This is a genomic window from Bacillus sp. ISL-51 (assembly GCF_018613535.1).
GTDB lineage: Bacteria > Bacillota > Bacilli > Bacillales > Bacillaceae > Bacillus.
Genome location: NZ_JAGGQB010000011.1, coordinates 54,554 through 79,664, shown reverse-complemented (window position 1 = coordinate 79,664; position 25,111 = coordinate 54,554). Strand labels below are relative to the sequence as shown.

Sequence of the window (25,111 nt, the reverse complement as noted above, 5' to 3'; positions counted from 1 at the left end):
CAAATAAAATAATGGTTTTAACCATAAAGCAATAGTATTGCAAATACCATTTTTATATGGTTATAAGTAGGGTAATAATACAAATATGAACTTGTCATTAAAAATTCACAATAAATTACCAATGTGAATCATCTGTTTTAAGATTGATTAATTGTACGTAAACAGCTTGAAATCATTTATAAAGAAATAGCTTTATACCAAGTGTTAACCGATTTTTTTAAAATAGATTAAAATGCAAAATAAAATCATTTCGGCACGAAAGTTTACCGTACAAAACCATATTTAGCCGGGTTTAAGAGTGCTTTTTTATATTACATCATGCCCCCCATTCATTTTCATATATAATAGAAAGAAATAATGTAAATCAACTTTTTTAAAAGTTCGACTTAAATATTTTAAATGTGATATAAAACATCGAAGGACAAATTGGAGGACACCAGAGGACAATTTAGATGTAATAAAGCATAAAACCCTTCTCAATTGAGTAGGGCTCTTTCCTCTTCAGTAACAATCCTTCTTCAACAAACGCGCCCTTTAATGGAATAACTGAAATATGGCTTCTGCCTTAAAATCACTTACGTTCCTCTTTAACGAATGCACCCTTTCGTATTATAAGGTCAGTCAGAGAAATCTGGTTGACTATTTTTTATTCAATTTATAGATTGATAGTAGCCGGGGTAAAATAAATTAGAGTTTTTAAAATGATAAAAAATAAATATCCTATAAATTATTATAAAAATCTTTAAAAGTACATATTTTCTTATAACGAAATCGATTAAAATTAAGCCGTAATATAAATCTTGTTTATTTAGCTGACTTACAAGCTGCTTTACCCACGTTTAATAAAGCACTTGTTAGGAAGAGAAGGAGAAGAGAGAATGGGAAAACTAGTTGGAAAAGTTGCCATTATTACAGGGGCAGGCGGCGGGTTAGGTAAGTATATTGCAGTTCGCTTCGCGGAAGAAGGGGCCAAACTCGCCTTATGCGATATCAATACAGAAGGACTTAAAGAAACAACCGAATTATGTAAAAGCAAAGGCGCTGCCGTATTTGCAAACGCTTTTGATGCTTCCGATCTTGACCAGTCAAAAGAATTTGTTTCTGCTACGGTAGAACATTATCAGACAATAGATATTTTGGTGAATTTGGCTATTGCTATTAAGACGCCTCATTCATTCTTGGATCACACGAGAGAAACACTTGATATAAGTTACCAGACTGGGCTCGTTTCAACATGGAACTTTATGAAGCTGTGTTACCCATATCTTAAAGAAAAAGGCGGTAAAGTGATTAATTTTGGATCGGGATCTGGTGATCAAGGCCAGGAGGGATATGCAGCTTATGCAGCTATTAAGGAAGCAATCCGTGGTCTCTCCAGGGTAGCTGCCCGTGAATGGGGTCCTGATAATATCAATGTAAATGTGATAAATCCAGGAGCAATCACAGATGTTATACAAGCGTACCTCGATCATTTACCAGAAGAGGAACGTGATCCAACAAAGTTAGGCTTCGAGCAAACCTCTCTGAGGAGATTTGGAGCTCCGTATGAGGATATTGCACCGGCAGTACTGTTTCTGGCAAGTGAAGATTCCAGGCACATAACCGGGCAAACACTAAATGTGGATGGCGGCGTCAACATTCATGCATAGATACTTAAATAGAGTGAAGGACTTCCTATTATTTGGGTGGATAATCAAATGTTTCAACCCATTTCATCTGAAGATGCCAATCAATTCGAAACGATTAAATCACTTTATAAAAAGTTAACAAGCTTTTCTAATGTATCTTTAATCAATAGGGAGGCTTTAGGGGAACTCGTTATTTCAAAGGCTTTCAAAACTATAAAAAATCAGCAAATAGTGAGTGTTAGAAGACAGGCAGATTTAGCTGATTTTTAACTTCCTTTACAATCAATCCACTGAAACTGATTCAATGAAAAGAACCGCTAATTCCTAATGGATTAGCGACTTTTTATGTAAATGCAAGATTGAGTAAAGAATGAGAACTAATTAATGAATGACTGGATTTTTCCGGTATTGAATTGGTGTTAATCCAGTATACTTTTTAAATATGCTTGAAAAGTAACTTTGATCATTGAAGTGAAGAAGCATACAAATGTCCGCCACAGAATGTTCAGATTGGATAAGTAATTTTTGAGCTTCTTTTATTTTTTCATCTTGAATGTATTTTCCAAGCGGTTTGTTGGTTTCTTTTTTAAAAAGCTGTGACAAATAAACGGGATTTAAATGAACCATGTCTGCCAGATCCTTTATAGAAATTTGCTCAAAAATATGATTGAATATATAGTTTTTACAAATTTGTACAGCTTTAGAGTGATTATTTTCTCTGGTTTCATTCACACGGTCAACTAATGAATATAAGAAGTCATCCCCAATCAAGTAGATTTTTTGTAGTTCGGAAGTTTCTTCTACTTTTTGAATGCTAATATCACTCATCGTATAAGCAATTTCAGGATAAAGCCCACCGTCAATTGCTGCTCTTGTTGCAAGTGCAATAGAGATAATTGTTTGATTTTTAATGTTACGAAGGTGGCTTCTTTTCGAAAGCAGACCCACACCTTCAATTTTGATCGTATCCAAATGTTGCAGCAGCTTTTCCTTATCTCCTTCTTTTACACATTGCCAGATTTTCTGTTCGACCCGATAATCCATATGAAAAGAAGCATCAAGACGGCGGTGGCGTACCACTTGTTCAATATGGGTTGGTTCAATTTCTTCAGAATTCATTATTTGAGATCTGATTAACTCTTCTTCAAGTGGTTCTTGGCATATTAAATAATAAGTAAGGGAGCAAAGAGACAAAATTTGTTTTTGGTTTAACCACTCTAATTGACTGTAATAAAGAAACAACTCTTGCTGATAAGCAGAAAATATTTGATAGTCATGCATAATACCATTTACTATGTTCTCCGTAACCTCGTAGGAAGAAAAAGGTCCGATTATTATAGTTTCGATTGAAGATAAATGAAATACAATGAACGTCTCCAGATAGTTTGTTGTTCTGATTAAAGGAACGTTTTGCTGATCTTCAGGTTGAATGAGCCGGTTTATAAATTCTTCTATTGAGTGAAAAAGAGGATGTTTCAGATGATCTCCACTGCTAAAAATATGATTGTTTTTATTATTTAAAACAAAAGTTGGAACATTATATGCATCAGAGATCATTTTAGAGATGAATTCTAAGTTTTGTTTCATTATTGGCACTCCTTAATTCTTTAGAAAATAAAGCGCTTTCGTATATTTTGCTATAAAAATATATAAATTTACATATTATTTAATAAGAAAAAAGATTAATCTTACATACGATGATAGCATGGCCCCTTTCAATTGCATTTTAATTGAGAATTGTCCTGATAGTTAAAATACTCACTTTAGCAGCTAATAATTGGATTGCACTTGTAACTAGGGAAAACGGGTGACAAATATCGATCTGCATAATAAAACAATTATGACCAAATAGTTCTTGCTGCACTTGCAGTTGTTCCTCATGCTCCTCTCTAGATTGGAATCTTATTTTGTTTTTCGTCTAGGTGCCATCCACTTATATAATGATGAACGAATTTCCCTTCCCACGCGTTTATTGTTATTTAATTCTTGTAATAGTTGTGGTTTCTCTTCAAAAAGCTCGTGATAATCATCCAAGTCAATGGATGAACCCCATATTTCTTTTCGTCTTTTATTCAATTCTGCTCTAAAATGAAGGTCATAGTTCCGCCACTTTGTTACAGTAACTCTATTCACTCCTATTATATCCGCTGTTTCTTGGTCGCTTTTCCCAAACCTTTTGTAGCTTTTGGCAACTTTACTTACACCATCGTTTAATTAGCGATTTTTTTCGTGTAGGCTGATTCATTGTAATATACTGACAACCTACACGAATCTACTAATATGTTATAGCCAATATGAACCCATTGTAGGTTGTGTAAGTTGGTTTAGCTTTTTAACAATTTAATCATTCCTCCTTTACTGCTCCGGGGTAATTCGATTACCTCAATCCCTTTAGTTCTTAAAGCGCGCCAAAAGTAGGATTAAAAACGATTTCGCTGTCTTTTGTTAATATACCGACCAAACTTGAATCGTATTGATTTTCAAGTGCATAGGGGACATATGTTGAATATTCTTTTGAAAAAGGAAGTTTACCACTCAGGGATCGAGCAGCGATCAAATGGACTTCCATGATGCTTCCAGAACATTTAACGCAGCTAAAACAGGACTTGTTAGATGTATCAAAAATTGAGAAGCCGTCTTTAGATGAACAAGGAATTAAAATTTAAGCTCTATAAAGAGGGAAGTGCTGAAGACTTGATTGGTAAAGTTCATTATCTCAATTACGAACAACACAAGCTACATGTTAAGGATCAAGAAGACAAACCGTATGCATCACCATGAATAGATCATAGGAGTTGCTTATAATGATTGATTACTCACAGTTTCCGCGTAAAAATATACTTTGTGCTGATATGAAATCCTTTTATGCTTCGGTTTCAGCAGTCACTATGGGGTTGAATCCAATGACTTGTTATCTGGCTGTAGTCGGAAACACGGATAGACAGGGAAGTGTAGTTTAAGCTGCATCTCCTGCGCTTAAAAAAGATTTTGGAATCAAAACTGGGTCTGGATTATTCGAGATCCCAGATGATCCAAGAATACATGCAGTAAATCCACAAATGAAACTTTTCATCAGAGTTTCAACTGAAATTACTAAGCTGTTTTACAGGTTTGTTCCTGAGAAGTGCGTACACACCTACAGTGTAGATGAATCTTTTTTAGACGCAGGAAAACAAAATCCAGAAGAAATGGCGAAAAGCAATTCAAGATTGCATGAAGAAAGAATTTGGCTTAGTTTGCACTGTTGGCATTGGAGACAACATGTTGCTGAGTAAGTTAGCTCTTGATCTAGAGAGCAAGAAAACGAAGAGGATTGGAGATTTGACAGCAGCTCAAAGAGAAACCGCCTTTGGCAATAGAAAAAATCAGTTAGGTTTTTCTATTCTCAGAATCAATGTAGACGATAACAGAAATAATTGGTACAGAGAAGTAGCCACTGCCAAAAGAGCGACAGAGCACGGAGTATTAGTTTTTGCTTCGCCATGGAATCCTCCAAGTGACATGGTTGAGACCTTCAATCGTAATGGTGATACATCGGCAAAACGGCTCAAATACGATAAGTACGCTGCGTATGCTCAGCATCTTAACGACTTTGTGACTTACATGAAGAATAATGGTGTGAATCTTTATGCGATTTCTGTGCAAAACGAGCCTGATTATGCACACGAATGGACATGGTGGACGCCGCAAGAAATGCTTCGTTTCATGAGAGAAAATGCCGGCTTGATTAATGCCCGTGTCATCGCACCGGAATCATTTCAGTACCTGAAAAATATGTCGGACCCGATTTTGAACGATCCGCAGGCGCTTAGGAATATGGATATTCTCGGCGCTCACCTGTACGGTACGCAGATCAGTCAGTTTCCTTATCCTCTTTTCAAACAAAAAGGAGGAGGGAAAGAGCTATGGATGACGGAAGTATACTATCCGAATAGTGACAACAATTCAGCGGATCGCTGGCCCGAGGCATTAGGTGTTTCAGAGCATATTCACCATTCAATGGTAGAGGGAGATTTTCAAGCTTATGTTTGGTGGTACATCCGCAGATCATACGGTCCTATGAAAGAAGACGGTACAATCAGCAAACGCGGTTACAATATGGCTCATTTCTCGAAGTTTGTGCGTCCTGGCTATGTACGGATTGATGCAACGAAAAATCCCGAACCGAATGTTTACGTCTCAGCATATAAAGGCGACAATAAAGTCGTGATTGTTGCCATTAACAAAAGCAATACAGGGGTCAACCAAAACTTTGTGTTGCAGAATGGATCTGCTTCGCAAGTATCTAGATGGATCACGAGCAGCAGCAGCAATCTTCAACCTGGAACGGATCTCAATGTAACGGGCAATCATTTTTGGGCCCATCTTCCAGCTCAAAGCGTGACAACATTTGTCGTAAATCGTTAAGGGCACCTAAGACAAGCGGTACCGCGTTGGAGCGGATACGGATTTAAACGCCGTATACATAACCGCCGATCCGGGGCTATACGAGTACCGGGGGTGCCGCCTTTGCCTTGTTCCTGTTCAGCCATACAGTAGAATGGTATCTTCTGTATGGCTGAACAGGAACAAAAAATAAAATGGAGCGAATGGTGGTACAAAAACCAGGAGACTCGTTAAGCAAAACATTTGCTGAAATTCAACATAGAAAAGCAGGGTGCCGATCAAGTTGCTTTGCCGTTCTCTGACGACGATCCAAAAGACCTTTGAACGCTGCTCTTCCGTACCCATTTTTTTGTCTGGAACAGAACATGCCCATGAAAAAGTAATAGTAATATTCCAGCATTCCTGTTAAATTCCCATGACCTTCGTATTCTTTTAGCTCGCCATAATTTTTCTCAATGTCTTTTATAGCGTTAGGGTACATATATGCCAACATTAGCTTATGTCTAAACTCAAGTAGGGAGTAGTATAGTAAAACATCTTGGTTTTCTTCCATACCTTTTATTTCCTGCATAACTTCTTTACGCATTTCTTCTGCTCTGCCGACCCAACTCTTTTTAATAGCCACATACCAATGATTCATCTTTGTCGCTGCTAAATCATAAGGATATTTTTAGTGAATAGAAGATATTCATGCCAACAACTTCTCATTACAATCATAAGAGCCTGGCTACATTGAGGCAGCAGGCTCTTATCACATGTGACATTATTTTTTTGTATAACGCACCCAGTCGTAATGAGCGTATAGCGGTGTTACACCATTGTAGGAACCGAGCCATTCATCGACACCCGTACCATTCCACAAGTTCATCATGATCTTTCCTGGTGTTGTCGGAATTTGGCTTGTCGCAGTATGTTTTAATTGCCCATCGACATACCATTTAATTGAGTTTGGCTGCCAATCGAACGCATACGTATGATAGGCATTGGCTGCATCAAATCCGAGATCCGCAATCTTCTCATGGTTTCCTGCACCATTTGTATAATAGTTAAATTGAACCTTTGTTGTGTCTTTTCCTAAAAATTCGATATCAATCTCATCCCAAGGAGTTCCATCCGTTGGACCTGTGTAAGTGAAGAACGATGAAACGATCCCTGCGTTTTTAGCTGGTTTCATTCTGACTTCATAAAGTCCATAGCCATATGTTTGAACAGAGCGGTTTTCCCCGCAGTCAAACTTGTTATAAGATGGACTTGTTAGCGCCAAACGCATTTCACCTAATGATGTCATTGATACGTTATTTGCACGCCAAGTGCAGTTGAACATATTTCCATTCGAATAATCATTTGCTTTTTGCCATAATCCGGAGTTATAGCTGTTAAAAGGGTCAAAAAACGATCCACCTGTTTGAGCCGAGGCAGTAGAAGTGACTGCAGACAAACTCATAAACAATCCAGTGACAAGAAGCAACAACACTCGTTTCATAGGGTAAGACATGTTGGCATCCCCCTTTCTTTGAAAGCGTTTTCCTTATCGATCATACATGATTCTTTTAAAAGGGAACATCGGTCAAAATAATGATAATAACGAATCTTCTTATTAGAATCCTGTAAGTACGAAGTATCTCAGTTACTCTGTCTAATATTGAAGATGACTCTAATCAGCAAATAAGCCTATTTGAAAGAAGAAAGCACGGGTTAATGGATGGGATTAGAATCAAATACGGATCAAAAGCGATCTTGCGAGCTGTTTCATATACACCTGGAGGCACAGCATTGTAAAGATCAGGTTTGACTGGTGGACACAGATCATAAAAATAAGATGATAAAGCTTCAATGTGAATGAAATTGGCTCTTTTTTTCTTTTATAATGGTCTCATGGTTATGCTGAATAAAAGAAACATCATTTCTTATACCATTAGACATATTGCAGGTTACTCATTTTTTCATAATTGTTGGAAATGGGCTTTCCATCTGCGATAATAAAACTGTGATGGATAAATGGAGGGGAATAAGGATGGGGCATTTTAAAACAATGGCATTAAGCCTTACTTTATTAACTGGCGTCCAAGCCAAATCATAAATAAATTCCTCAAGCTGTTTTTAAACCGAAGAAAATGGGTACTTTGGATAAGCGCTATAAGTAGACTCTCCACAAGTCTACTTTATTTTTTTCTCATAAATAAACGAGGTGAATAAAATCAATGAACGGTATAGAATTTTTAGAATCTGTGTCGCAACTTGGACAAATAATTTTATTGTTCTCCGGCTACGCCCTTTATTGGAGATTAGGTAAAACAAAAAGAGAACGAAGACTTACAAAATATGAAACTTTTCTTAGATTCTTTGTGACGTTCGGCATAATGGCATGGGCGCTTTCGACTCTTGCTTTGAATTTGTGGTCATAATCTTTTTTGTCGATATTTGACTTATCCTGTCTAATCAGATTAAAACTAGATAAAAATACCCTCCTCGGTTTAGAGAAGGGTATGTAATGTAATCAATTAGCCGTTGCTTTCAAAGAGGCAAGCCACTCATCTAATGTGCCTGTAAAACCTTGTTGCACAGCTAATTCATATGCAGATAAACCATCTTTACCAGCAGCACTTGTAGCTCCCTTGGATCCAGTTGCGCCAGTATCACCTTTGTCTCCTTCGACTCGACAAAAAACTAAATTAAGCTCATGCTTATAATCATCCTGCGACATTTGTTTATTCTCAAATTACCGCTTCTTATGTTTTTGTAAAGATGCAGAAAGGGAAGAGCCGATGATATCCTTCTTTTAGGTTCATACGTTTTGGTTTCTCCGAAGAGTTCTTCATCTGTTTTAGCAGAGAAGTCTAAGTTTTTAATGATCGGCAGCCTTTACAATCTACACAACGTTGCCAGCGTGGTTTAAGAACTGAACAACTATGTGACAGCAAAAGGGGCACAAACAAACAGGCTCAAATGAATGTATCATGGTGTTTTTCTAGACTTCTGTTCGTCGAATGCGGCTTCCATTAAAGCAAGTAAAGCAGCGGCGATCAGAAGGACATTTTGAGGGATGAAAACACTGCTCATTATCCTGTCGACAATGTTTAAGGTGATTAAGTTCATAAGGAAATCGACAACAAACTTTACAAATTGGTATACCATTTTGTTCTTAATTGTTATTGATGTCATGGTTATAAGATTTTCCCGATGAAGTCAAAAATGCTGCCAATTAAGAATGCTAATAAGATAAAGAGAAGGATGGAAGTGTTTGATTCATATGTAACACCGAATAACTTGAAAAAGCCGGTCACACCAAAGAAAATTGGGAAAGCAAAAATTATAAATGCTGCGAGTAAGATTAAGCTGATCCCAATAATTATTGGTTTTAAGATTTAATTTTTTGAACGGCAAATCTTCCTTACTCATTAGATGAAAACACTCCTAAGAATTTATTTAATACGGGGATTTGTGCAAGATGGAAAGGTTTAGATAAAAGTAATCTAAATTAAATCCATTTAAAAATATATGAATAACCAATCCGAAAAGAAGGGAATTTAACTATAAAAAATTGTGAGTGAGGAATATTATCATGAAACGAGCTCTTTTAGTTCTATCCTTATTGGCTGCTGTGGTTACCTACCCCATTCAAACAAATGCGAGTACAATGCCTTGCAGTGTAATACTGGAACCGGTGAATAAAAACCTAAAAAATGCCAAAGGTGCCGCATTAATCTATAAGGTGCAATTATACCCGCCGAGTGCTGCCAGAACGAATATAAGCATTATTGCTGTCCACCTTCCCCAGCCATCTTCTTATGGAAACTACGACAGTTACGAAGGGGTTGCCTCTAAACCAGATGAGATTAGTTGGCGGTTTAAACTTTATCCTACTCCCGAAGAAGAGAGCTCTAGTTGGGCGGGAAGGCTTGACTCCATTTCAGCCGAAATAAAGAATGTTAAAATTCAAGTACGTCCTTCTAATTCTAGAACTCAAAAGTTGGGGCCAAGTGTTTTAACGAATAATATTCAATCTTGTAATTAGTTGCTTAAGGGCACAATAACCAGTGAAAGCATTTTGGATACACTTTTCTGATGGCAGCAGTTTGCTGGATAATGACAATTTTGCGAAACTAAAAGATCCGCGAAGTGATTGAGGCGTTATCATAAAAAAGATCAGGTTCTGAATGTCTCTTCAGTCTCTTTTTTGAGTTTAATGACGCTGCGTTTCGTCTTTGTTCCATATAAAAGAAGATATTAATTGAGCCAAGCCTGTTTGAAAAGGGTAATGAATAGATAGCTTTGATTTATTTGGATGAGTGGTTAAAGGCGATATTACATCATACACACCTGCGGGAACAGCATTGTAAAGATCAGGTTTGACAGGTGCATAAAGCTAAACAAAAAAGCCCATCTCATTGGAGAAGGGCGGATAAATAAAAACATGTTCAGCCTCCGACTGGCCTTTCAGCTACCTGGATGTTAGATGGTGAATTTGAACTTTGTTGCAATAACGCTGCTCCACTCACAAGGATTGTTAAGATAGACACGCAAAGAACAAATTTTTTCATAAAATTCCCTCCACCTGTTTCATTTTGTGTTCAGCCCAAATTTTTTGATTGAAGAACGCAGCAGCTTCCTCAAAAGCACCCAGTGACTCAAACCGTTTTGCAGCCACATAAGATAACTCATCAACACTCTCTAAATCATTTTCTTGTTTAAGATAACATAGCTCGTCCATACACTTTTTAAAGTTATCTCTTGCGTTGCCGCAATAAAGATTAATAAGGATGCTTATTTTGGCTTCATATATTTTATTCTCCATATAAGCCAGTCTTTCCTTTGCCTGATTGTGAAAATTTAGTGCACTTTCATTTTCGCCAATTTTGAACAGTTCTTTTATAATCATGAACATTGAATGAATGAAATACGAGGAATTTCTCCAATCTTCATTTTTGAGTGCTTTTTCAAGTGAGTCGATACACTTTTTAGATTTTCCCCAGTCTGAATAGAGGATGCTTAAATTGTGCTGCAATTGGGCTGCGAAGAAGTCATCGTTCAGTTCCTTTGCAAGATCCATTGCTTCAAAATAATAATCTTCAGCTTCTTCAAATTTGCCCATGTCAGCATAGTTAGTTGCTGCAATCATTGTAGATACAGCAAGCTTGCTTTTGTAATCAGGTCTCAGTTTATAGATAGCTATTGCATTTTTTATGTAATGCTGAGAAATAATGCTCTGCTTTATAAGTGTGTAAAGGTAAGATATTTTTGAGTAAAACTCAGCAGCCTCAATTTCGTCAGGGATATCAGCAAGTTTTTTCTCTGCCAGTCCATACAGGTTGATTGCTCGGTCGTAGTTCTTATTATAAGCTTCATACATAGCTTCAAATAAATAAAAATTGTACTCAAGCTTATCATTTGTTTTCTTTATGAATTCTTGGTTGTCTTCTGTAAAATAGGTATGGCGATGCAGCGGCTCCCCTCTTGATGAGTGCAATAACATTTTGTGTCTCTCTTCGAGTAAGCTATAATACGCAAGGACTTCTTGATCTTCTTCCATATCATCAAACAAATTCTTAATTTTTGAGTAATACTCTTTTGACTCTTCAACCCTTTGCTTTTTTATTGCTATATACCAATCATTTAAAGCAGTAGCTACGATCTCAGAAGCGATCTTGCTCATTAAATAACCCCTCTTTCTGGAAAATTTGAAATACTCGGCTGTCACTGTAGCACAATGATAACAATTTATGTAAGGCAATTAAAGATTTTTCGATATAATACGGCAATGTTTGCGGTATTTGCGGTCACTTTTAGACACCAAAAAACGACCTCATTTAACCCCCTCTGTTCTTTGTACTTAGGATTATTTGATCCTTTAACTGAATCAGAAATGCTGATTGTGCCGTCAAGCTTCACTGTGCATAGGTTCTTTGTTTAATTACTGTAAGGTTTGTTCATTATCATTGCACCAACAATTCTGATTTTGCTGCCTCAGAAAATGATGTATCAAGTCAATTTACTTGGGGCGGGCTTTTTGCTGTTTGATGATTTTGGAAGCTGATGGCCAGATGCGGCAAGTTTAGTTAGAGGGTGATTACTGGCACCCAGTATTTTCAATTATGGAACAATAGCCTCTTCACATCTCAATTGCCATATGGTACCATAATTTGTACCAATTAGATTTCAATGAAAGTAATTATAAATTAATGAGAGGTGCTTTTTATGAGTGCGGTAGGTACTAAATAGGAAAATTTAATGAAATAAATACGATAACAATAGAGGCTTGCTTTACATCTATGCCTGTATTTTGTTATGGATTTATTTTGTGACCTATGAAGATACCTACAGTACTTTATAAAGCGTGTAATAATCATAAGGAGATGGCTATATTTTTATAGTTTATTTCTTTATGCATATTTGTACATGCCTTGTAAAAAAGCTGCGGTATCCCCGCAGCTTTTTTGCGTTTATTTTAAAAACGATTCTGTTTTACGGTTAAAGTATGATTGAAATCTAATCGGCAGGTATCTTCAGTTATGAGATGAATAAATCATAGTGAGGAGAAGAGAACTTGAATAATATAACTTATGAAAAGTTAGAATATAACGAGTTGAAACAAATCGTTAAATCTTATTGTGTAAGCGGATTAGGTAAACAATTATTGGATAAATTGAAGCCAAGTACGAATATAAAAGAAGTTAAAAACCGTTTAAATGAAACAACTGAGGCACGAGCAATCTTAGATACAGAAAGCCATGTACCGTTTTTAGGAGTCTCCAATATTGGCAATACAATACAAAATCTTGAAAAAGGTATCATTCTAGGTCCAAGTGAGCTTGTAAGTGTAGCGGATTTTTTAAGAGGCTGTAGAAAAATTAAAAAATTTATGTTGAGTAAGGAGTTTTTTGCACCGGTATTAGCATCTTATGCAAACTCAATGACGGAATTTGAAAGTACGGAAGAAGAAATTCATTTTTCAATTAAGGGAAACAGGGTAGATTCCGCTGCAAGCAAAGAATTAAAACGGATACGAAGCAGCATAGAAGCGGTTGAAGAAAAAATTAATGATCGCTTAAATAAATTTTTAAAGAGCAGTACAAATCAAAAATATATACAAGAATTCTTTGTCAGTAAGAAAGATGACCGATACACCATTCCGATTAAGGCTTCTTACAAAAATCAAGTTTCAGGTACAATAATTGAAGTTTCTTCTAAAGGCTCGACAGTATTTATAGAGCCAAGTACAGTTGCAAAATTAAACGGGGAACTTGCAAGTCTAAAATCTGAAGAAGCAGTGGAAGAATATCAAATATTAGCGACTTTATCAGGAATGATCTTAGAGAGCATTAATGAAATTAAGATAAACATCGATCTTATCAGTCAATATGATATGGTGTTTGCAAAGGCAAAATTCAGCAAACATATTGGCGGGATAGAACCAAAGTTAAATGATTATGGATATATCAATTTGGTTAATTGTAAACATCCGCTTTTAACTGGGGAGCCGGTACCGCTTCATTTTGAAATCGGAAAAGATTACCGCAGCTTGATCATTACTGGCCCAAATGCTGGGGGAAAAACGGTTGTTCTAAAAACAATTGGTTTATTAACATTAGCAGCACTTTCAGGTTTTCACATTATCGCAGATAAGGAAACGGAAATAGCGGTATTTGAAAATATTTTTGTAGACATTGGAGATAATCAAAGTATTGAAAATGCGCTAAGTACATTTTCATCACATATGAAAAACCTCTCAGATATTATGAGAGCATCAAATAATAATACCCTTTTACTATTCGATGAAATAGGAAGCGGTACAGAGCCGAATGAAGGAGCAGCTCTTGCCATTTCAATTTTAGAAGAATTTTACCGAATGGGATGTATTACAATAGCAACTACTCATTATGGAGAGATTAAACGTTTTTCAGAAATGCACACTGACTTTATGAATGCAGCAATGCGATTTAATAGCGAAACATTGGAACCGCTGTATACATTAATGATCGGTAAATCAGGGGAAAGCAATGCCCTTTGGATTTCCAGAAAAGTGAATGTGCGTGAAAATGTTCTGCAAAGAGCGAAAGATTACATGGAAAACAAAGAATATCATTTAGACCGTGTAAACGAGAATAAAATAAGGAAGCCTAAGATAATGAAAGAGAAAAATCAAGACAGGTATGAATATAAAAAAGGGGACCGTGTGAAATTATTAGACCATGATGACTTCGGTCTTGTATATAAGGAAATGGATCATTTCTACAATATTGTTTTGTTTTATAGAGGAGAATTTATTGAAGTAAATGTTAAGCGTATTGCTCTGGAAGCATCAGCAAAAGAATTATATCCAGAAGGATACGACCTGGAAACATTGTTTACAGATTATAGTACCCGAAAAATGCACCATGATATAGAACGAGGTTCGAAAAAAGCGTTAAAGAAGATACAGAAGGAAATACGAAAGAAGAAAGGTTAAATGGGTATTACGATAAAAAGAAATCGGTCGTTTATTCATCACCGCTGCGTTAAATGAAAAAACTTGGTTTTCAATCTGTCATTTTATCAAGCCATAAAGATTATTACCCAGTGCGTTCATGGAGGATAGAATCACCATTTGAAGAGACGGGCGAAACATTTATGGTAATAGAATTAAGTGAGAAATTCTTTGAAAGGTAAACGCCCTATCCAAGGATAGGGCTTATTTTGGTGATTCAGACAAAAGGAACCGGTCAGTAGAAACGGAAGCTTTCCATTTGTCCGGTTTTCGGAATACCTCTGCGGGGATTAGTAATTTCCGGAAGTAATGGAGGAAACTTGTCCGCTCCATGAACTGCCGTTTTCCATATAATAGTTAGTCAAATTGTTGTCAACAGATTACTTGAGTAATTGCTAAGTGTAAGAGAGTACCCTCTATAATAATCATATTGATAAAGTGTAACATAGGATGAAGGAGCTATCTGGAATTTAAAATTTCCCCAATATGTGCTTATACTAGGCACCGAAGTCCCGGAAGCCATACCCGTATAGTATCCTCCTTGATCAGGGTGATCAAAGAAATAATCGGCTCCTGACAGGACACCTGCATCTTTAGATTGAGATACCTTTGTTTTCGCTTTGATGTGCTCTTCGAATTTTTGTTTCCCAGAAAAAACAAAAACGTTCCCGCCATTGTTAAACTTTTCAACTGTTCCGGGGCTCCATCAACAGATGTCTTATCAGTACTTGAAGACAAACCTGCAGCACCTGCTCTTTCACCAAAACCAAAGAAGAAGACAACGCTTAAAACCAGTAAAGAACCATTAAACTTTGTAACACCTTTTTCATAATCAAAACACTCCTATTATGGTGAAACAAGTTAATTATAACCTGATTTACAAAATATGGTTTTTTATTTGCGGTTATTATTTTACAAATTTGTATCGAATCATTCGCATACAGAAATCAAATGAAAGTGAAATAATTTAAGGGAAGTTTATTTTTATGGGGGTATGTGTTTTGGGGATACGGAAAGCAAACATCCGGGACTTCGAGTGAAGTTGAAACCAGAGAGACTGCGTTATGAAATAGATTAAAGAAAAAACCCGGCGATTAACCGGGTCAAAGCGTCATGATGATTTATGAAAGGGAGCTTATTTACATTTGTTAGGGTTACAGTTCCTCTTATATTCAACAATATAATCGTACTTATCATCATGCTTGTTACGGGCCGCGTCCATCTGATGATCATAATAATCTTTCTTATCATGCTCATAATACTTTTTGTTATCATCATTGTGCTTCATATAATACGTTATTTTACCAGTGAAATACACTTCTTTATACTTTTTGTACTTGCCCATACATATCCCTCCTTTTCTTCCTAATCGATATTATTATATGAATGAAGGAGTAATTAGCATGGAGCAATGTAATGGAAAGACAAAAAAGGGCTGTCTCATAAATCGAAAGGGCGTTCATAACCCATCTCAATAGGGGATCTACAGAATATCCGGCAGTTGGCAGATACATCTTCTATTGCTTTTAATAGCATTTAGCATTGCTCAGGATGCGAGGGCGATTTATACTCTCGAAAAAGAGGAGGAAAAGTTATTAAGATCACTTTACAGAATGAGAGATGTGAGAGATGAGAATATATTTCATACTGAAAATGACGCAAAAAACAGGCTGCACAGCCCAGATGAATGGGTGATGAGCCTGAAATTTAACCATTATCTGATAACCGCAAGAGCAATTCCGTATCCTTTTTCAGAAGTGTATAAGGCAGTTATTTTCATCACTTTCCAGTCTCCTTCAGACGCTTTTGTTCCGATCCCATTATGGGCCGTAATATAATCTCCTTGACTGACTGTCTGGTCGATCCGCACATAATGCCGGCCGATAAGCCCGACAATGTGCCACTCGTCTCTTAGAGCGCGTGAATGATAATCAGCCTCAAGCGCCGGATCGTAGTCAGGGTTTTCTTTCGGCATGCGTATCGTTTCCCCGGTCTCCTCATCAATCACATTCTCATATATGAAGCCGCCAAACTCATTTGTTAAATAGCGTCCCTGCCAGACAAAGCTGGATGCGCCTGACACGAAAGCCGCCGTTTCTGAAATCACCCCAAGCATATAGTCTCCGACGTGAGCCGGTTCAATTTTTTCGCCCCTTACTGTGACGATGGTTCCCGCGGGGATGAACTGCCCGGTTGAACTCTCAAAATACTCTCCGTAGCCTGTTAAGGAGGAGGTGATTGCTCCGGCAAATGTTCCGTTTCCTCCGGCAGAGTCAAGTTTCCATTTGATGGACTGATGGCCTCCGGCTACTGTATACGGTTCTTCCAGAGTTATGCTTTCAGAAGAAAGAATCGTTCTGGATACTTTACTGCCTGTAATGTGGGCGTTGTTTGAAGAAGCGATTAAGGCTCTGGAACCCTCTGTACTGGAGCCTCCTGAAGTGCTGATAATCGCATTTCTTTCTCCTTTCGCCATAATGTCGCCGGTACCTGCGATCACTGCGCTTGTCGGATCAAACGCAAATCCGGAGCTTGTTGCAAGCTGGGCGCCTCCCTTTAAGTTGACCGGAACTTGCTGGTAGGTTTGGCCTTTAACAGATGCCGCGGCGCTGTATCCTTCTGCGTGCACTCCGAGAATGACGGCCTGACTGTTAGGCGACTGGATTCCGACCGAACCTCCGTCTGCAATCATCGTTCCGTTTATAATATTAACGTTATAGAGACCGCCGCCGATCGAGATTCCTTTAGGAGAAGATTGATAAATATCAAAGTTGGAAATTTTAACATAATCAGTCTTGTTCGATCCGCCTGATAAATTAATATCGACGCCGGCCTGTTTAAATCCGCGAATTTTAATACCGTTGATCGAAATATTTTGGCTGCGGTACTGCAGCGCTACGACAGGATTTCCTCCATAGTCATATAAGGGATCGCCGATTGCTGTGAATCCGCTTACATTGACATTTTTATATGCTGAAATCACCAGTGCTCTCGGTGTCACGCCATCGTATAGAGAGTTGAAGACGGGTTCAATCGCCGAGCAATCGGTAAGTGTAACATCGTAAGCTGTGGTGCTTTCAGGGTCTGAGGCTTGGTGATGGCCGATATGCCGAATATCGTATGCGCGTACATCGCGGTAGGAAACATGACCGATGATATGAACGTTTTGAGAGGCCGGCCATAGACTGTGAGCTTTGACTTCTACTCCGCGGATGTTTCCGCTCGTATAGTTATTCAAAAGCCATACATGCTTAGAACCGTCATCAATTTCAATCCCGTTAGAATTTGCGCTGCCTTCTGCGTGCTCTGTGCCGCGCGGGTTTCCGGAATGGCAGTTAGAAATAAAGATGTACTCACTGTAATGGGTGGTAATGCCATCGTCGCCGGCGCCGTATGCCACACAGTTATCAATCCATATATAGCGGCAGCCGTCTTTTGTCCAGTCGGTATCAGGCAAATGGTCGTACGTCGGCGAAGTAATGTCAATGCCGTGAAGGCCTGCATTAATGACTTCGACATCTTTAATCCAGCCATATTCAACTTTGGCAAACGTTAAACAGCTGGAAAATTGTCCTCCGGGGTTTTTTACACCGCATTGTCTATCCGGGTTCCAATCTAATGACATCTCTTGAACAAAAATATTGCGGTTCCCATTTTGATAATCATCATTTGTGATTACCCATTCATATGCGGGGGTATCTTCATGAAGTTTAATAATAGTAATCCCTTTGCCTTGTCCGGAAATTGTTGTCCAGGATGGAAGTTTAATGCCCTGAACCAAAAATTCTCCGGCAGGAACGTTCACTTTGACGCGTCCATTTCCGATGGCTCTCTGAAAGGCTTCCGTATTGTCCCTGCCGTCAGGAACAGCCCCGAAATCTTCGACATTAACTTCACGGGTGATTTTACTCATCAGCTTATCGTATTCTTTATCAAGCCGTTCTTTTAAAAGTGAGGTGACCACTCCTTCCGCCGTCACCCGTGCATCCGCGATCTCAAGATTTTGATCAGTAACAGAATGCTTAATAAAATTCTGCATCCTTGCCTTGAGATGCTCAAATTCAGAAGAATGCTCTGGGAGAGACTGCATTTTGGCGTTTAAAGACGGATCAGGATAGTTTTTAAATTGAACCATTCTAAAGACACCTCTTTCTTTTGATATAGGCGCTGGGCGGACAGGATTGGAAAGAGCCTTGCCGCCGTTTGCGCTTACTCTTCAAATTCTTTATCTGCAACTCAAATTCCTTTTAAATCCAGACCGATTTTTGAGAAATGTCATCCCGAAAATTCATTCTTCCTCTTTTAACATGAATGGTTTTAAGAATGATAAAATAGTAAGGGGAAATTTGGTTGATATTCTATAATTTCTGCACTTTATAGAGAAATTGTATTATAATTAGACCTGTCGTAACGAAAGTTGTGATAAAAAGAATAAGGAGGACGATATGGTAAGCAAGAAAAGCAGGATTGTTGCTGCATTATTAGCATTTTTTCTAGGTGGATTCGGTATTCATAAGTTTTATTTAGGAAGAGTCGGACAAGGGATACTTTATCTGTTGTTTTGCTGGACTTCGATTCCCTCGATTATTGCATTTATTGAATTTATTATTTATCTGTGCGGAAGCGAAGAAGCATTTGATCAAAAGTATAATTTTTATTACTTTCAGCAGCAATCAAAAGCCTGACAACAAAAGAAGGGGAGCAATTCCCCTTTCTCGAGGCTCGTCTTTCAACACCCCGTTTTCATTTCTGCTTACAAAACCTTTCTCCGGTCACACCCGCACAAAAGGCCGAATTCCTGTATAATTTAAATGGTATGATTGTTCAGGGAAATGATCATCATACGACTGAAATAACCGAAATAGGGAATCAAAAGGAGTAACGAATATGACATTACAGATTAAAATTAAATACGCAGACGATACACAAACCAGAATCAGCAAAATTGAACAGGGCGATTGGATTGATCTGCGGGCCGCAGAAGATGTAACAATAAAAAAAGATGAATTCAAACTCATCCCGTTAGGAGTTGCAATGGAACTGCCCGAAGGCTATGAAGCCCATGTTGTGCCGCGCTCAAGTACATATAAACATTTCGGCGTCATTCAAACAAATTCAATGGGCGTCATTGATGAGTCTTATAAAGGAGATAATGATTTCTGGTTTTTCCCTGCTTACGCATTGCGTGACACGGAAATCACTAAGGGAGATCGTATTTGCCAATTCCGAGTGATGAAAAAGATGCCGCATGTGGAGCTGATTGAAGTAGAACGGCTGGGAAATGATGACCGAGGCGGATTAGGTTCTACGGGGACTAAGTAAACAATTAGGGCGAAAAAAGACTGCTTAAGAGCAGTCTTTTTTACATATAAACGCTCCGCTTACAATTTGGATAAAAGAGGGATACAGAAAAAACACCGAAAGTAAATGCTGTTATCAAAAGACCATACTTTTATAATGATAGGGGCTTTGATCCAAACAGGGCTGAATCCAAAAATGGATACAGTTCAAGAAGGGAAATTGGCAATTAGACAAATACGAAATAAATCGATTTCTGACTTGCAGTTGTTTTCAAGAAACCGTCTGAGGAGACAGCCGCAAAGTTAAACCACACTGCGTTTGACTTTATAAAAGCGTAAAATGTCACGCCTCTCGTTCAAAAATAATTTCAAAGTAAGCCGCTGCCCCGTACCCGTCAATACTGGGAGCAAATATTTGAACGAGGCGCCAGCCTTGCTTTGCATATTGGTGAATGATTTCCTGATAATTTTCTTTCGGTCTTCTTCTCATCGTGCTTAGTTCAACTTTTACGAATTCATATTCTTTCATATTCAAATCCTCCTTTTGTTTTCATACGAAACAAATGGGGAGAGGTTTCATTTGTTTGATCGAACTGCAGCCTTTTCTTAATCGGAAAGGCTTTTTTGCGCTCTCTTCTTGTTGAGGGAACAAGTCACTTTTGACTGTGCCGGCAATGAGGCGGTTTTTTATTCTTCAAGATGAACGGAACTCTTGTCCAACGTATATAATATTGTGACAAAAGTGTAAACAAAAGAAAGGGTGTTGTTGTGGAAAAAAGGGTCCGAGGAACAATAAATGAAGGGTCTGACAAAGAGGCAGAGCAGAAGAAACCGACCAAAGTAACCCTGTTCTGCCGTTCGCTTCAAAGGCTGAAGCATTTGTATTGTAACATAAACACACAAATTCCATCAATAACCAAAAAAGGAATTTTGGTTTTAATTTTATCGTTTTTCCTGTTGCCGTTTTTAAGAGCTGATGCCAAAGCAGATGCTTACGGCAGCTTCGCGGAATTAAAGCAAAATGAGGAGCCGTCCGCTTTTTCAATTTCTGCAAAAGAACGTGACCGCTCCATTTTAATATTGGTTATTCACGGCGGGGGGATAGAACCCGGGACCAGTGAGTTAGCAAGAGAAATCGCAAAAAACCGCAGCATGTATTTGTTTGAAGGGTTAAAGTCTGCCGGAAACGCAAGCCTCCATTTAACCAGCTCCCATTTTGACGAACCTGAGGCCATTCAGATGGTGAAAGAGCATACAAGCGTCATTTCATTACATGGTTATGGGAGCGATGATAAAAAAATAGAAATTGGCGGTACAGACAGAAAACGGGCCGAACAACTGGTTGATGTTCTTAAGCTGCACGGATTTCCGGCGGTTTTGCTGAGCCCGACTGATAAATACGCCGGTATCAGTCCGAACAATCTGGCGAATCAATCCGTATCGGGACTTAGTATTCAAATGGAAATGAGTACGGGCTTCAGAAAATCTTTATTCGGGACATTTACATTAAAAAGCAGGATGTTCACCCAAAACGAAACATTTTATCAATTTACAGAAACAATATCTGATTTCATTAATAACAATTACAAATAAGCTCTTCACAATTTGCTGATGGGGCTTTTTCTTTTGAAAATCATGAAACTTTAAGTTCTTAAGATCGTATACATAAGAGAGAACATGATAGCGGAAAAGAGGTGTGCGAATGAAAGTTATTATCGGTTCTATTATTCTTCTTGTCATTATCGGATTCGGCTTATGGCTGATGCTGAGTCCTATCTTTAAGCAGGTTGGAAGCGGAGCAAAAAAATTCAAAAAGTCGTGGGAGGAAGATCAGCATGAGCGAAAATAAGCGGAAAAGCACAAAAAAAATAATCGGCGGTGTAATTATAGGTGCAGCGCTTTTGATTGCAGGCGTCACAGCGTCATTATTCATTGAAAAAATACCAAACGGCTATGTCGGAGTCGTCTACTCACCGAATGGCGGAGTAAAATCAGATACTTTAGACCAAGGCTGGCATCTAGTCGGATTATTTAATAAAGTAACGGAATATCCGGTGCGTATGCAAACGGTAAATAATGAAAATATAAAAGTAGCAACCTCTGACGGAAAAAATATTGAAATGGACATTGCTTATAACTATGTCGTGCAGCCTGACAAAGTTGTTGATCTGTTTAATAAATTCGGCGCAGTTGACGTTGAAACGATTGAAAATACATATTTAAAAACAAGACTGTGGGATGCGGCAAGAAAATCAATCAGCAAATACTCCGTCATTGATACATACGGGCAAAAATCGGCAGAAGCTGCTGCGGACGTTCAAAAAACCTTTGCAGATGATATGAAGAGCCTTGGGTTTTTAATTGATGACTTAACACTCGGTGTACCGAAGCCGGATAAAGCGACGCAGGAGGCAATTGATGCCAGGGTGAAATCGTCTCAGGAGCTTGAACGCACCCAAACTGAGATTAAAATAGCGGAAGCAGAGGCGAAAAAGAAAAAAATTGAGGCGGAAGGAATTGCTGATTATAACAAAATCATAAAGAAATCAATGTCTGATGAAATGATCAAATATAAATGGATTGAAAAATGGGACGGAAAAACTCCAAAAGCGACAGGCACAGATTCATTACTGCAGCTGCCGTTAGATGACCAAGAGAAAAAATAAAAGGGAAAAGGAGGCGAAGACCTCCTTTTTTATGTTTTTTCTTGATGATCATTTTCCGGCATTATTTCTTCAGAAGCCTCCGTTTGGTAGCGTAACAAAGGGCTTTCTGTCTCTTTTGTGTCTTGGTAATCTTCCGGAAGCACATAATGGCTTAAATACCGGTGAAAAAAAGCTTCAAAGACAGAGATGCAAAGCGCAGAAATAACTGATGCCGCGGCCGGAGACACGCCGTAGCTGCTTACGTTCATGAGAAAAATCCACAATATAATAAATGAAATGCCGAAATCAGCGATAACTGCGGTGAAATTGTTTGTTCTCGGAAGAACCATACAATCACCGGCAAAATAAGTGATTAAACTTAAGAGCAATGTAATAAACAGAACGTTTAAAAAGGATACTTGGTACATACGGTCCAAAATTACATACAGCAATGCTAAAGTGAATGTCGTTTTAGAGGCGAAAGCAATCAAGTGTTTCATTTAAACCACCTTCGTTATGAGGTTTCGGCTGAGATGCCGATTCGTTTATATTTGCGGCAAGTCTTTTGCGGTTTCCGCCGCCTGCATATCAAGGCCGATTTGCCGTGTTATATCGTATGACTGATAAAAACCTTTTTCAGTCATATAATTGTAAATCTGCTCATGCGTATCAATGGCATCATGTAAATACTGCTGGAGCGTTTCCCGCACTTCAGGAGTAGCAGATTCGGTTATGGCGGCTGCAATGTTTCTGACGGCAGCCTTTGCCGTGATTAAAAAATCGGTTGCAATCACTTGTTCAGTCATGCTGCCCATACCGACAAGTTTCTGAAAAAACTCATTCAAGCGTCTCACCTCTTCCGGCCAATAAATGCTTCAGCTGATCAATCTGTGTTCTTGTTTTCGCAGCATCCTGTTTTAATATCGCTTTTAAAGCATCATCCTGAACAAGCCCGGTCATCGTGGACGATTTTGTCAGGCAAAGATTTTTAAAAACAAGCAGTTCGTGAAGCTCTAATGTCTCATGAAGCCCAATCAAAACCTTCATCCCTTTCGTTTAGCACTATTAAAACGTATTGTAAGCAAAACCGAATGGTTTAAACTGGTATTTTGTGGGTGGATGGTGTATTTTTTGTAAAATGTGAATAGACATGTTAAAAACCGGAAGTTAAAATTTGTAAAAAGGGGGATGGACATTGAAAAAAATATGGATAGTAATTGCTGTTTTTTTGTCTTTTTGCGGAATACAGTCTGTTAGTGCCGCAACAACTGACTTCGAATTGAAAACGAGTTTTACATTGGATGGAGATGCTAAAGAGTTTTATATTGATGACCCCGGGACTGTTCCAGCTGACGATTATTTTTTAGGATACAAGTTCACAATTTTGAATAACTCTTCATGCGGGTTAAATGTGAAGCTCCAGAGAACGGCATTGAACGGAAACTTTTATACATTAAGTACTAAAAACTTCAGCGGCAGCTGGTTAAACCTCAGTGCTCAGGATAAAAAATCGATTGATCCATACCATAAATACAGAATATTAATCGAAAGCGCTTCAAACCTTTGTGAACCAGCACATATAAAAGGATTTTACGGCGTAGGGTATTATCATTTTGATTAAAAAAACGAACTCCGCTGTGAAAGCGGTTTTTTTAAGTAAATAATGTTGTGTTTATTAGATACTTATTGTACTATGTACTAAATTTTCATATTTAAAAAGTATCGCCCGCTCAATAAAAACTGGATAAATCATGATGATTTCCCCCGATCAAATCAATAAAGACTGCGCTTCGGTAAAAAAGTTTCCTTGAAGAAACACTATTAGTTGATTTCAAAACCAAAATGTTGGATAATAAGGATGTAAGCATGATGTAAGTTTTTCCTCCTTAGCAGCAGGTTCGTTTCCAAGCCAGGACGAACCTGTTTTTTATACAATGAAAAAACCCCTTTTCAAAAAAGGGGTTTTTAAAATAATGTAAGTTTAATAGAATCAATGAACGGTTCTGAATACGCCGATGACTTTTCCGAGAATACTTACATTTTGCAGGATAATCGGTTCCATCGTCGGATTTTCCGGCTGCAGACGCACGTAATTCTCTTCTTTATAGAAGCGCTTGACCGTTGCCTCATCATCTTCAGTCATAGCCACGACGATTTCTCCGTTATTCGCCGTATTTTGCTGTTTGACAATGACGTAGTCTTTGTCAAAAATGCCGGCGTCAATCATACTTTCACCCATAATTTCTAACATAAACACATGTTCACCCGGGGGAACCATACGATCCGGAAGAGGGAAATATTCGTCGATATTTTCAACGGCTGTAATCGGCATTCCAGCTGTTACTTTTCCGATAACGGGAACGTTTACGACCTGGCTTTTCGGTATTTGAACTTCTTCTTCATCCAATACCTCTATCGCTCTCGGTTTAGTAGGATCCCGTCTGATCAGACCTTTTGTCTCCAACCGCGCCAAATGCCCGTGGACGGTTGAACTGGAGGCCAGCCCTACAGCTTCTCCAATCTCTCTTACAGAAGGCGGATACCCTTTAGTTTTGACTTCTTCTTTAATAAATCGCAGGATATCAAGTTGCCTTTTTGATAGCTTCGTCATTTTTCGCACCTCAAAACGTCGATTTTAAGTAGATTATAGCATGATTTTCCTGACAGTACAAACATAGGTTCGAAAAA

The 25,111-nt window shown here is 38.2% G+C and carries 26 protein-coding genes and 5 pseudogenes; 15 read left to right on the top strand and 16 right to left on the bottom strand.

Annotated features, from left to right (window positions below; all coding sequences use genetic code 11):
- The first annotated feature begins 878 nt into the window (after window positions 1-878).
- Window positions 879-1,649 (top strand): SDR family NAD(P)-dependent oxidoreductase, encoded by a 771-nt coding sequence (locus tag J7E26_RS14705; RefSeq protein WP_214799095.1) that lies wholly within the window; start codon window positions 879-881, stop codon window positions 1,647-1,649.
- 48 nt (window positions 1,650-1,697) lie between these two features.
- Window positions 1,698-1,898 carry a hypothetical protein gene (locus J7E26_RS14700; protein WP_214799093.1) on the top strand — a complete coding sequence of 67 codons (201 nt, stop codon included), beginning with the start codon at window positions 1,698-1,700 and terminating at the stop codon, window positions 1,896-1,898.
- Window positions 1,899-2,009: 111 nt separating this feature from the next.
- Here the strand turns inward: J7E26_RS14700 and J7E26_RS14695 are convergent, their stop codons facing one another.
- Both J7E26_RS14695 and J7E26_RS14690 read right to left on the bottom strand, forming a co-directional pair.
- Window positions 2,010-3,215 carry a helix-turn-helix transcriptional regulator gene (locus tag J7E26_RS14695; RefSeq protein WP_214799092.1) on the bottom strand — a complete coding sequence of 402 codons (1,206 nt, stop codon included), beginning with the start codon at window positions 3,213-3,215 and terminating at the stop codon, window positions 2,010-2,012.
- Between the two features lie 811 nt (window positions 3,216-4,026).
- Window positions 4,027-4,197, bottom strand: coding sequence for a hypothetical protein (locus tag J7E26_RS14690; RefSeq protein WP_214799091.1), 171 nt, complete (start codon window positions 4,195-4,197; stop codon window positions 4,027-4,029).
- 1 nt (window position 4,198) lies between these two features.
- On the opposite strand from J7E26_RS14690, the pseudogene J7E26_RS18555 reads away from it, so the two are divergent.
- From J7E26_RS18555 to xynC, 3 pseudogenes are all read left to right on the top strand, one after another.
- Window positions 4,199-4,440 (top strand): annotated as a pseudogene (locus J7E26_RS18555) (YolD-like family protein).
- Window positions 4,433-4,937, top strand: a pseudogene (locus tag J7E26_RS14685) (Y-family DNA polymerase); the annotation flags it as partial. The pseudogenes J7E26_RS18555 and J7E26_RS14685, both read left to right, overlap by 8 nt.
- A gap of 6 nt (window positions 4,938-4,943) precedes the next feature.
- Window positions 4,944-6,035, top strand: a pseudogene (gene xynC / locus J7E26_RS14680) (glucuronoarabinoxylan endo-1,4-beta-xylanase XynC); the annotation flags it as partial.
- Between the two features lie 232 nt (window positions 6,036-6,267).
- Here the strand turns inward: xynC and J7E26_RS14675 are convergent.
- Together J7E26_RS14675 and bglS are read right to left on the bottom strand one after the other, a co-directional pair.
- Window positions 6,268-6,657: pseudogene (locus tag J7E26_RS14675) on the bottom strand (response regulator aspartate phosphatase); the annotation flags it as partial.
- A 120-nt stretch (window positions 6,658-6,777) separates the two neighbouring features.
- Entirely contained in the window at window positions 6,778-7,509 is a 732-nt protein-coding gene (gene bglS / locus J7E26_RS14670) for a beta-glucanase (protein ID WP_214799089.1), read from the bottom strand.
- 116 nt (window positions 7,510-7,625) lie between these two features.
- Between bglS and J7E26_RS18355 the strand changes: the two are divergent.
- Window positions 7,626-7,793: pseudogene (locus tag J7E26_RS18355) on the top strand (hypothetical protein); the annotation flags it as partial.
- A gap of 422 nt (window positions 7,794-8,215) precedes the next feature.
- On the top strand, window positions 8,216-8,419 hold the full coding sequence (locus J7E26_RS18350) for a hypothetical protein (protein ID WP_251034504.1): 204 nt from the start codon (window positions 8,216-8,218) through the stop codon (window positions 8,417-8,419).
- Window positions 8,420-8,511: 92 nt separating this feature from the next.
- Here the strand turns inward: J7E26_RS18350 and J7E26_RS18345 are convergent, their stop codons facing one another.
- The 3 genes from J7E26_RS18345 to J7E26_RS18335 form a co-directional block, all read right to left on the bottom strand.
- On the bottom strand, window positions 8,512-8,718 hold the full coding sequence (locus J7E26_RS18345) for a hypothetical protein (RefSeq protein WP_214985425.1): 207 nt from the start codon (window positions 8,716-8,718) through the stop codon (window positions 8,512-8,514).
- A gap of 251 nt (window positions 8,719-8,969) precedes the next feature.
- A complete protein-coding gene (locus tag J7E26_RS18340; RefSeq protein ID WP_251034514.1) occupies window positions 8,970-9,110 on the bottom strand; it encodes a hypothetical protein in 141 nt (46 codons plus the stop codon).
- Window positions 9,111-9,178: 68 nt separating this feature from the next.
- Window positions 9,179-9,310, bottom strand: coding sequence for a YrvL family regulatory protein (locus J7E26_RS18335; RefSeq protein ID WP_311379504.1), 132 nt, complete (start codon window positions 9,308-9,310; stop codon window positions 9,179-9,181).
- 266 nt (window positions 9,311-9,576) lie between these two features.
- Between J7E26_RS18335 and J7E26_RS14655 the strand changes: the two genes are divergently transcribed.
- Window positions 9,577-10,029: a YoqH family protein gene (locus J7E26_RS14655; RefSeq protein ID WP_214799087.1), complete on the top strand. Its 453-nt coding sequence runs from the start codon at window positions 9,577-9,579 to the stop codon at window positions 10,027-10,029.
- Window positions 10,030-10,432: 403 nt separating this feature from the next.
- On the opposite strand, the gene J7E26_RS14650 is transcribed toward J7E26_RS14655, so the two are convergent.
- Both J7E26_RS14650 and J7E26_RS14645 read right to left on the bottom strand, forming a co-directional pair.
- Window positions 10,433-10,555, bottom strand: coding sequence for a PhrK family phosphatase-inhibitory pheromone (locus tag J7E26_RS14650; RefSeq protein ID WP_061520796.1), 123 nt, complete (start codon window positions 10,553-10,555; stop codon window positions 10,433-10,435).
- Window positions 10,552-11,667, bottom strand: coding sequence for a Rap family tetratricopeptide repeat protein (locus tag J7E26_RS14645; RefSeq protein ID WP_214799085.1), 1,116 nt, complete (start codon window positions 11,665-11,667; stop codon window positions 10,552-10,554). The genes J7E26_RS14650 and J7E26_RS14645 overlap by 4 nt, the downstream gene beginning before the upstream one ends.
- An 891-nt stretch (window positions 11,668-12,558) precedes the next feature.
- Between J7E26_RS14645 and J7E26_RS14640 the strand changes: the two genes are divergently transcribed.
- On the top strand, window positions 12,559-14,460 hold the full coding sequence (locus tag J7E26_RS14640) for an endonuclease MutS2 (RefSeq protein ID WP_214799083.1): 1,902 nt from the start codon (window positions 12,559-12,561) through the stop codon (window positions 14,458-14,460).
- 1,153 nt (window positions 14,461-15,613) lie between these two features.
- Here the strand turns inward: J7E26_RS14640 and J7E26_RS14635 are convergent.
- Entirely contained in the window at window positions 15,614-15,823 is a 210-nt protein-coding gene (locus tag J7E26_RS14635; protein ID WP_214799081.1) for a spore coat protein C, read from the bottom strand.
- A 369-nt stretch (window positions 15,824-16,192) separates the two neighbouring features.
- Complete coding sequence (locus J7E26_RS14630; protein ID WP_214799079.1) at window positions 16,193-18,613, bottom strand: peptidase G2 autoproteolytic cleavage domain-containing protein; 2,421 nt, start codon at window positions 18,611-18,613, stop codon at window positions 16,193-16,195.
- Window positions 18,614-18,923: 310 nt separating this feature from the next.
- On the opposite strand from J7E26_RS14630, the gene J7E26_RS14625 reads away from it, so the two are divergent.
- Both J7E26_RS14625 and J7E26_RS14620 read left to right on the top strand, forming a co-directional pair.
- The gene (locus J7E26_RS14625; protein ID WP_061528797.1) at window positions 18,924-19,163 is read left to right on the top strand and encodes a TM2 domain-containing protein; all 240 of its coding nucleotides are present in this window, start codon (window positions 18,924-18,926) and stop codon (window positions 19,161-19,163) included.
- Window positions 19,164-19,365: 202 nt separating this feature from the next.
- Window positions 19,366-19,800: a dUTP diphosphatase gene (locus tag J7E26_RS14620; RefSeq protein ID WP_214799077.1), complete on the top strand. Its 435-nt coding sequence runs from the start codon at window positions 19,366-19,368 to the stop codon at window positions 19,798-19,800.
- 321 nt (window positions 19,801-20,121) lie between these two features.
- Here J7E26_RS14620 and J7E26_RS14615 read toward each other — a convergent pair whose 3' ends face one another.
- On the bottom strand, window positions 20,122-20,307 hold the full coding sequence (locus J7E26_RS14615) for a DUF4177 domain-containing protein (protein ID WP_214799075.1): 186 nt from the start codon (window positions 20,305-20,307) through the stop codon (window positions 20,122-20,124).
- 239 nt (window positions 20,308-20,546) lie between these two features.
- On the opposite strand from J7E26_RS14615, the gene J7E26_RS14610 reads away from it, so the two are divergent.
- The 3 genes from J7E26_RS14610 to J7E26_RS14600 all read left to right on the top strand — a co-directional run bounded on the left by J7E26_RS14610 (window position 20,547) and on the right by J7E26_RS14600 (window position 22,444).
- Window positions 20,547-21,371, top strand: coding sequence for a poly-gamma-glutamate hydrolase family protein (locus J7E26_RS14610; RefSeq protein WP_214799073.1), 825 nt, complete (start codon window positions 20,547-20,549; stop codon window positions 21,369-21,371).
- 109 nt (window positions 21,372-21,480) lie between these two features.
- Entirely contained in the window at window positions 21,481-21,627 is a 147-nt protein-coding gene (locus tag J7E26_RS14605) for a hypothetical protein (RefSeq protein ID WP_167348388.1), read from the top strand.
- Complete coding sequence (locus J7E26_RS14600; protein ID WP_214799071.1) at window positions 21,614-22,444, top strand: prohibitin family protein; 831 nt, start codon at window positions 21,614-21,616, stop codon at window positions 22,442-22,444. Before J7E26_RS14605 ends, J7E26_RS14600 begins: the two co-directional genes overlap by 14 nt.
- Before the next feature lie 29 nt (window positions 22,445-22,473).
- Here J7E26_RS14600 and J7E26_RS14595 read toward each other — a convergent pair whose 3' ends face one another.
- From J7E26_RS14595 to J7E26_RS14585, 3 genes are read right to left on the bottom strand one after another with little or no spacing between them, the layout of a single operon-like run.
- Window positions 22,474-22,923 (bottom strand): YndM family protein, encoded by a 450-nt coding sequence (locus tag J7E26_RS14595; protein ID WP_214799069.1) that lies wholly within the window; start codon window positions 22,921-22,923, stop codon window positions 22,474-22,476.
- Window positions 22,924-22,968: 45 nt separating this feature from the next.
- On the bottom strand, window positions 22,969-23,268 hold the full coding sequence (locus tag J7E26_RS14590; RefSeq protein WP_214799067.1) for a spore coat protein: 300 nt from the start codon (window positions 23,266-23,268) through the stop codon (window positions 22,969-22,971).
- The gene (locus tag J7E26_RS14585; RefSeq protein ID WP_214799065.1) at window positions 23,261-23,470 is read right to left on the bottom strand and encodes a hypothetical protein; all 210 of its coding nucleotides are present in this window, start codon (window positions 23,468-23,470) and stop codon (window positions 23,261-23,263) included. The genes J7E26_RS14590 and J7E26_RS14585 overlap by 8 nt, the downstream gene beginning before the upstream one ends.
- A 148-nt stretch (window positions 23,471-23,618) precedes the next feature.
- Between J7E26_RS14585 and J7E26_RS14580 the strand changes: the two genes are divergently transcribed.
- Window positions 23,619-24,044, top strand: a complete 426-nt coding sequence (locus J7E26_RS14580) for a hypothetical protein (protein WP_214799063.1) — start codon at window positions 23,619-23,621, stop codon at window positions 24,042-24,044.
- A gap of 369 nt (window positions 24,045-24,413) precedes the next feature.
- Here the strand turns inward: J7E26_RS14580 and lexA are convergent, their stop codons facing one another.
- Complete coding sequence (gene lexA / locus J7E26_RS14575) at window positions 24,414-25,034, bottom strand: transcriptional repressor LexA (RefSeq protein WP_214799061.1); 621 nt, start codon at window positions 25,032-25,034, stop codon at window positions 24,414-24,416.
- Between the last annotated feature and the right edge of the window lie 77 nt (window positions 25,035-25,111).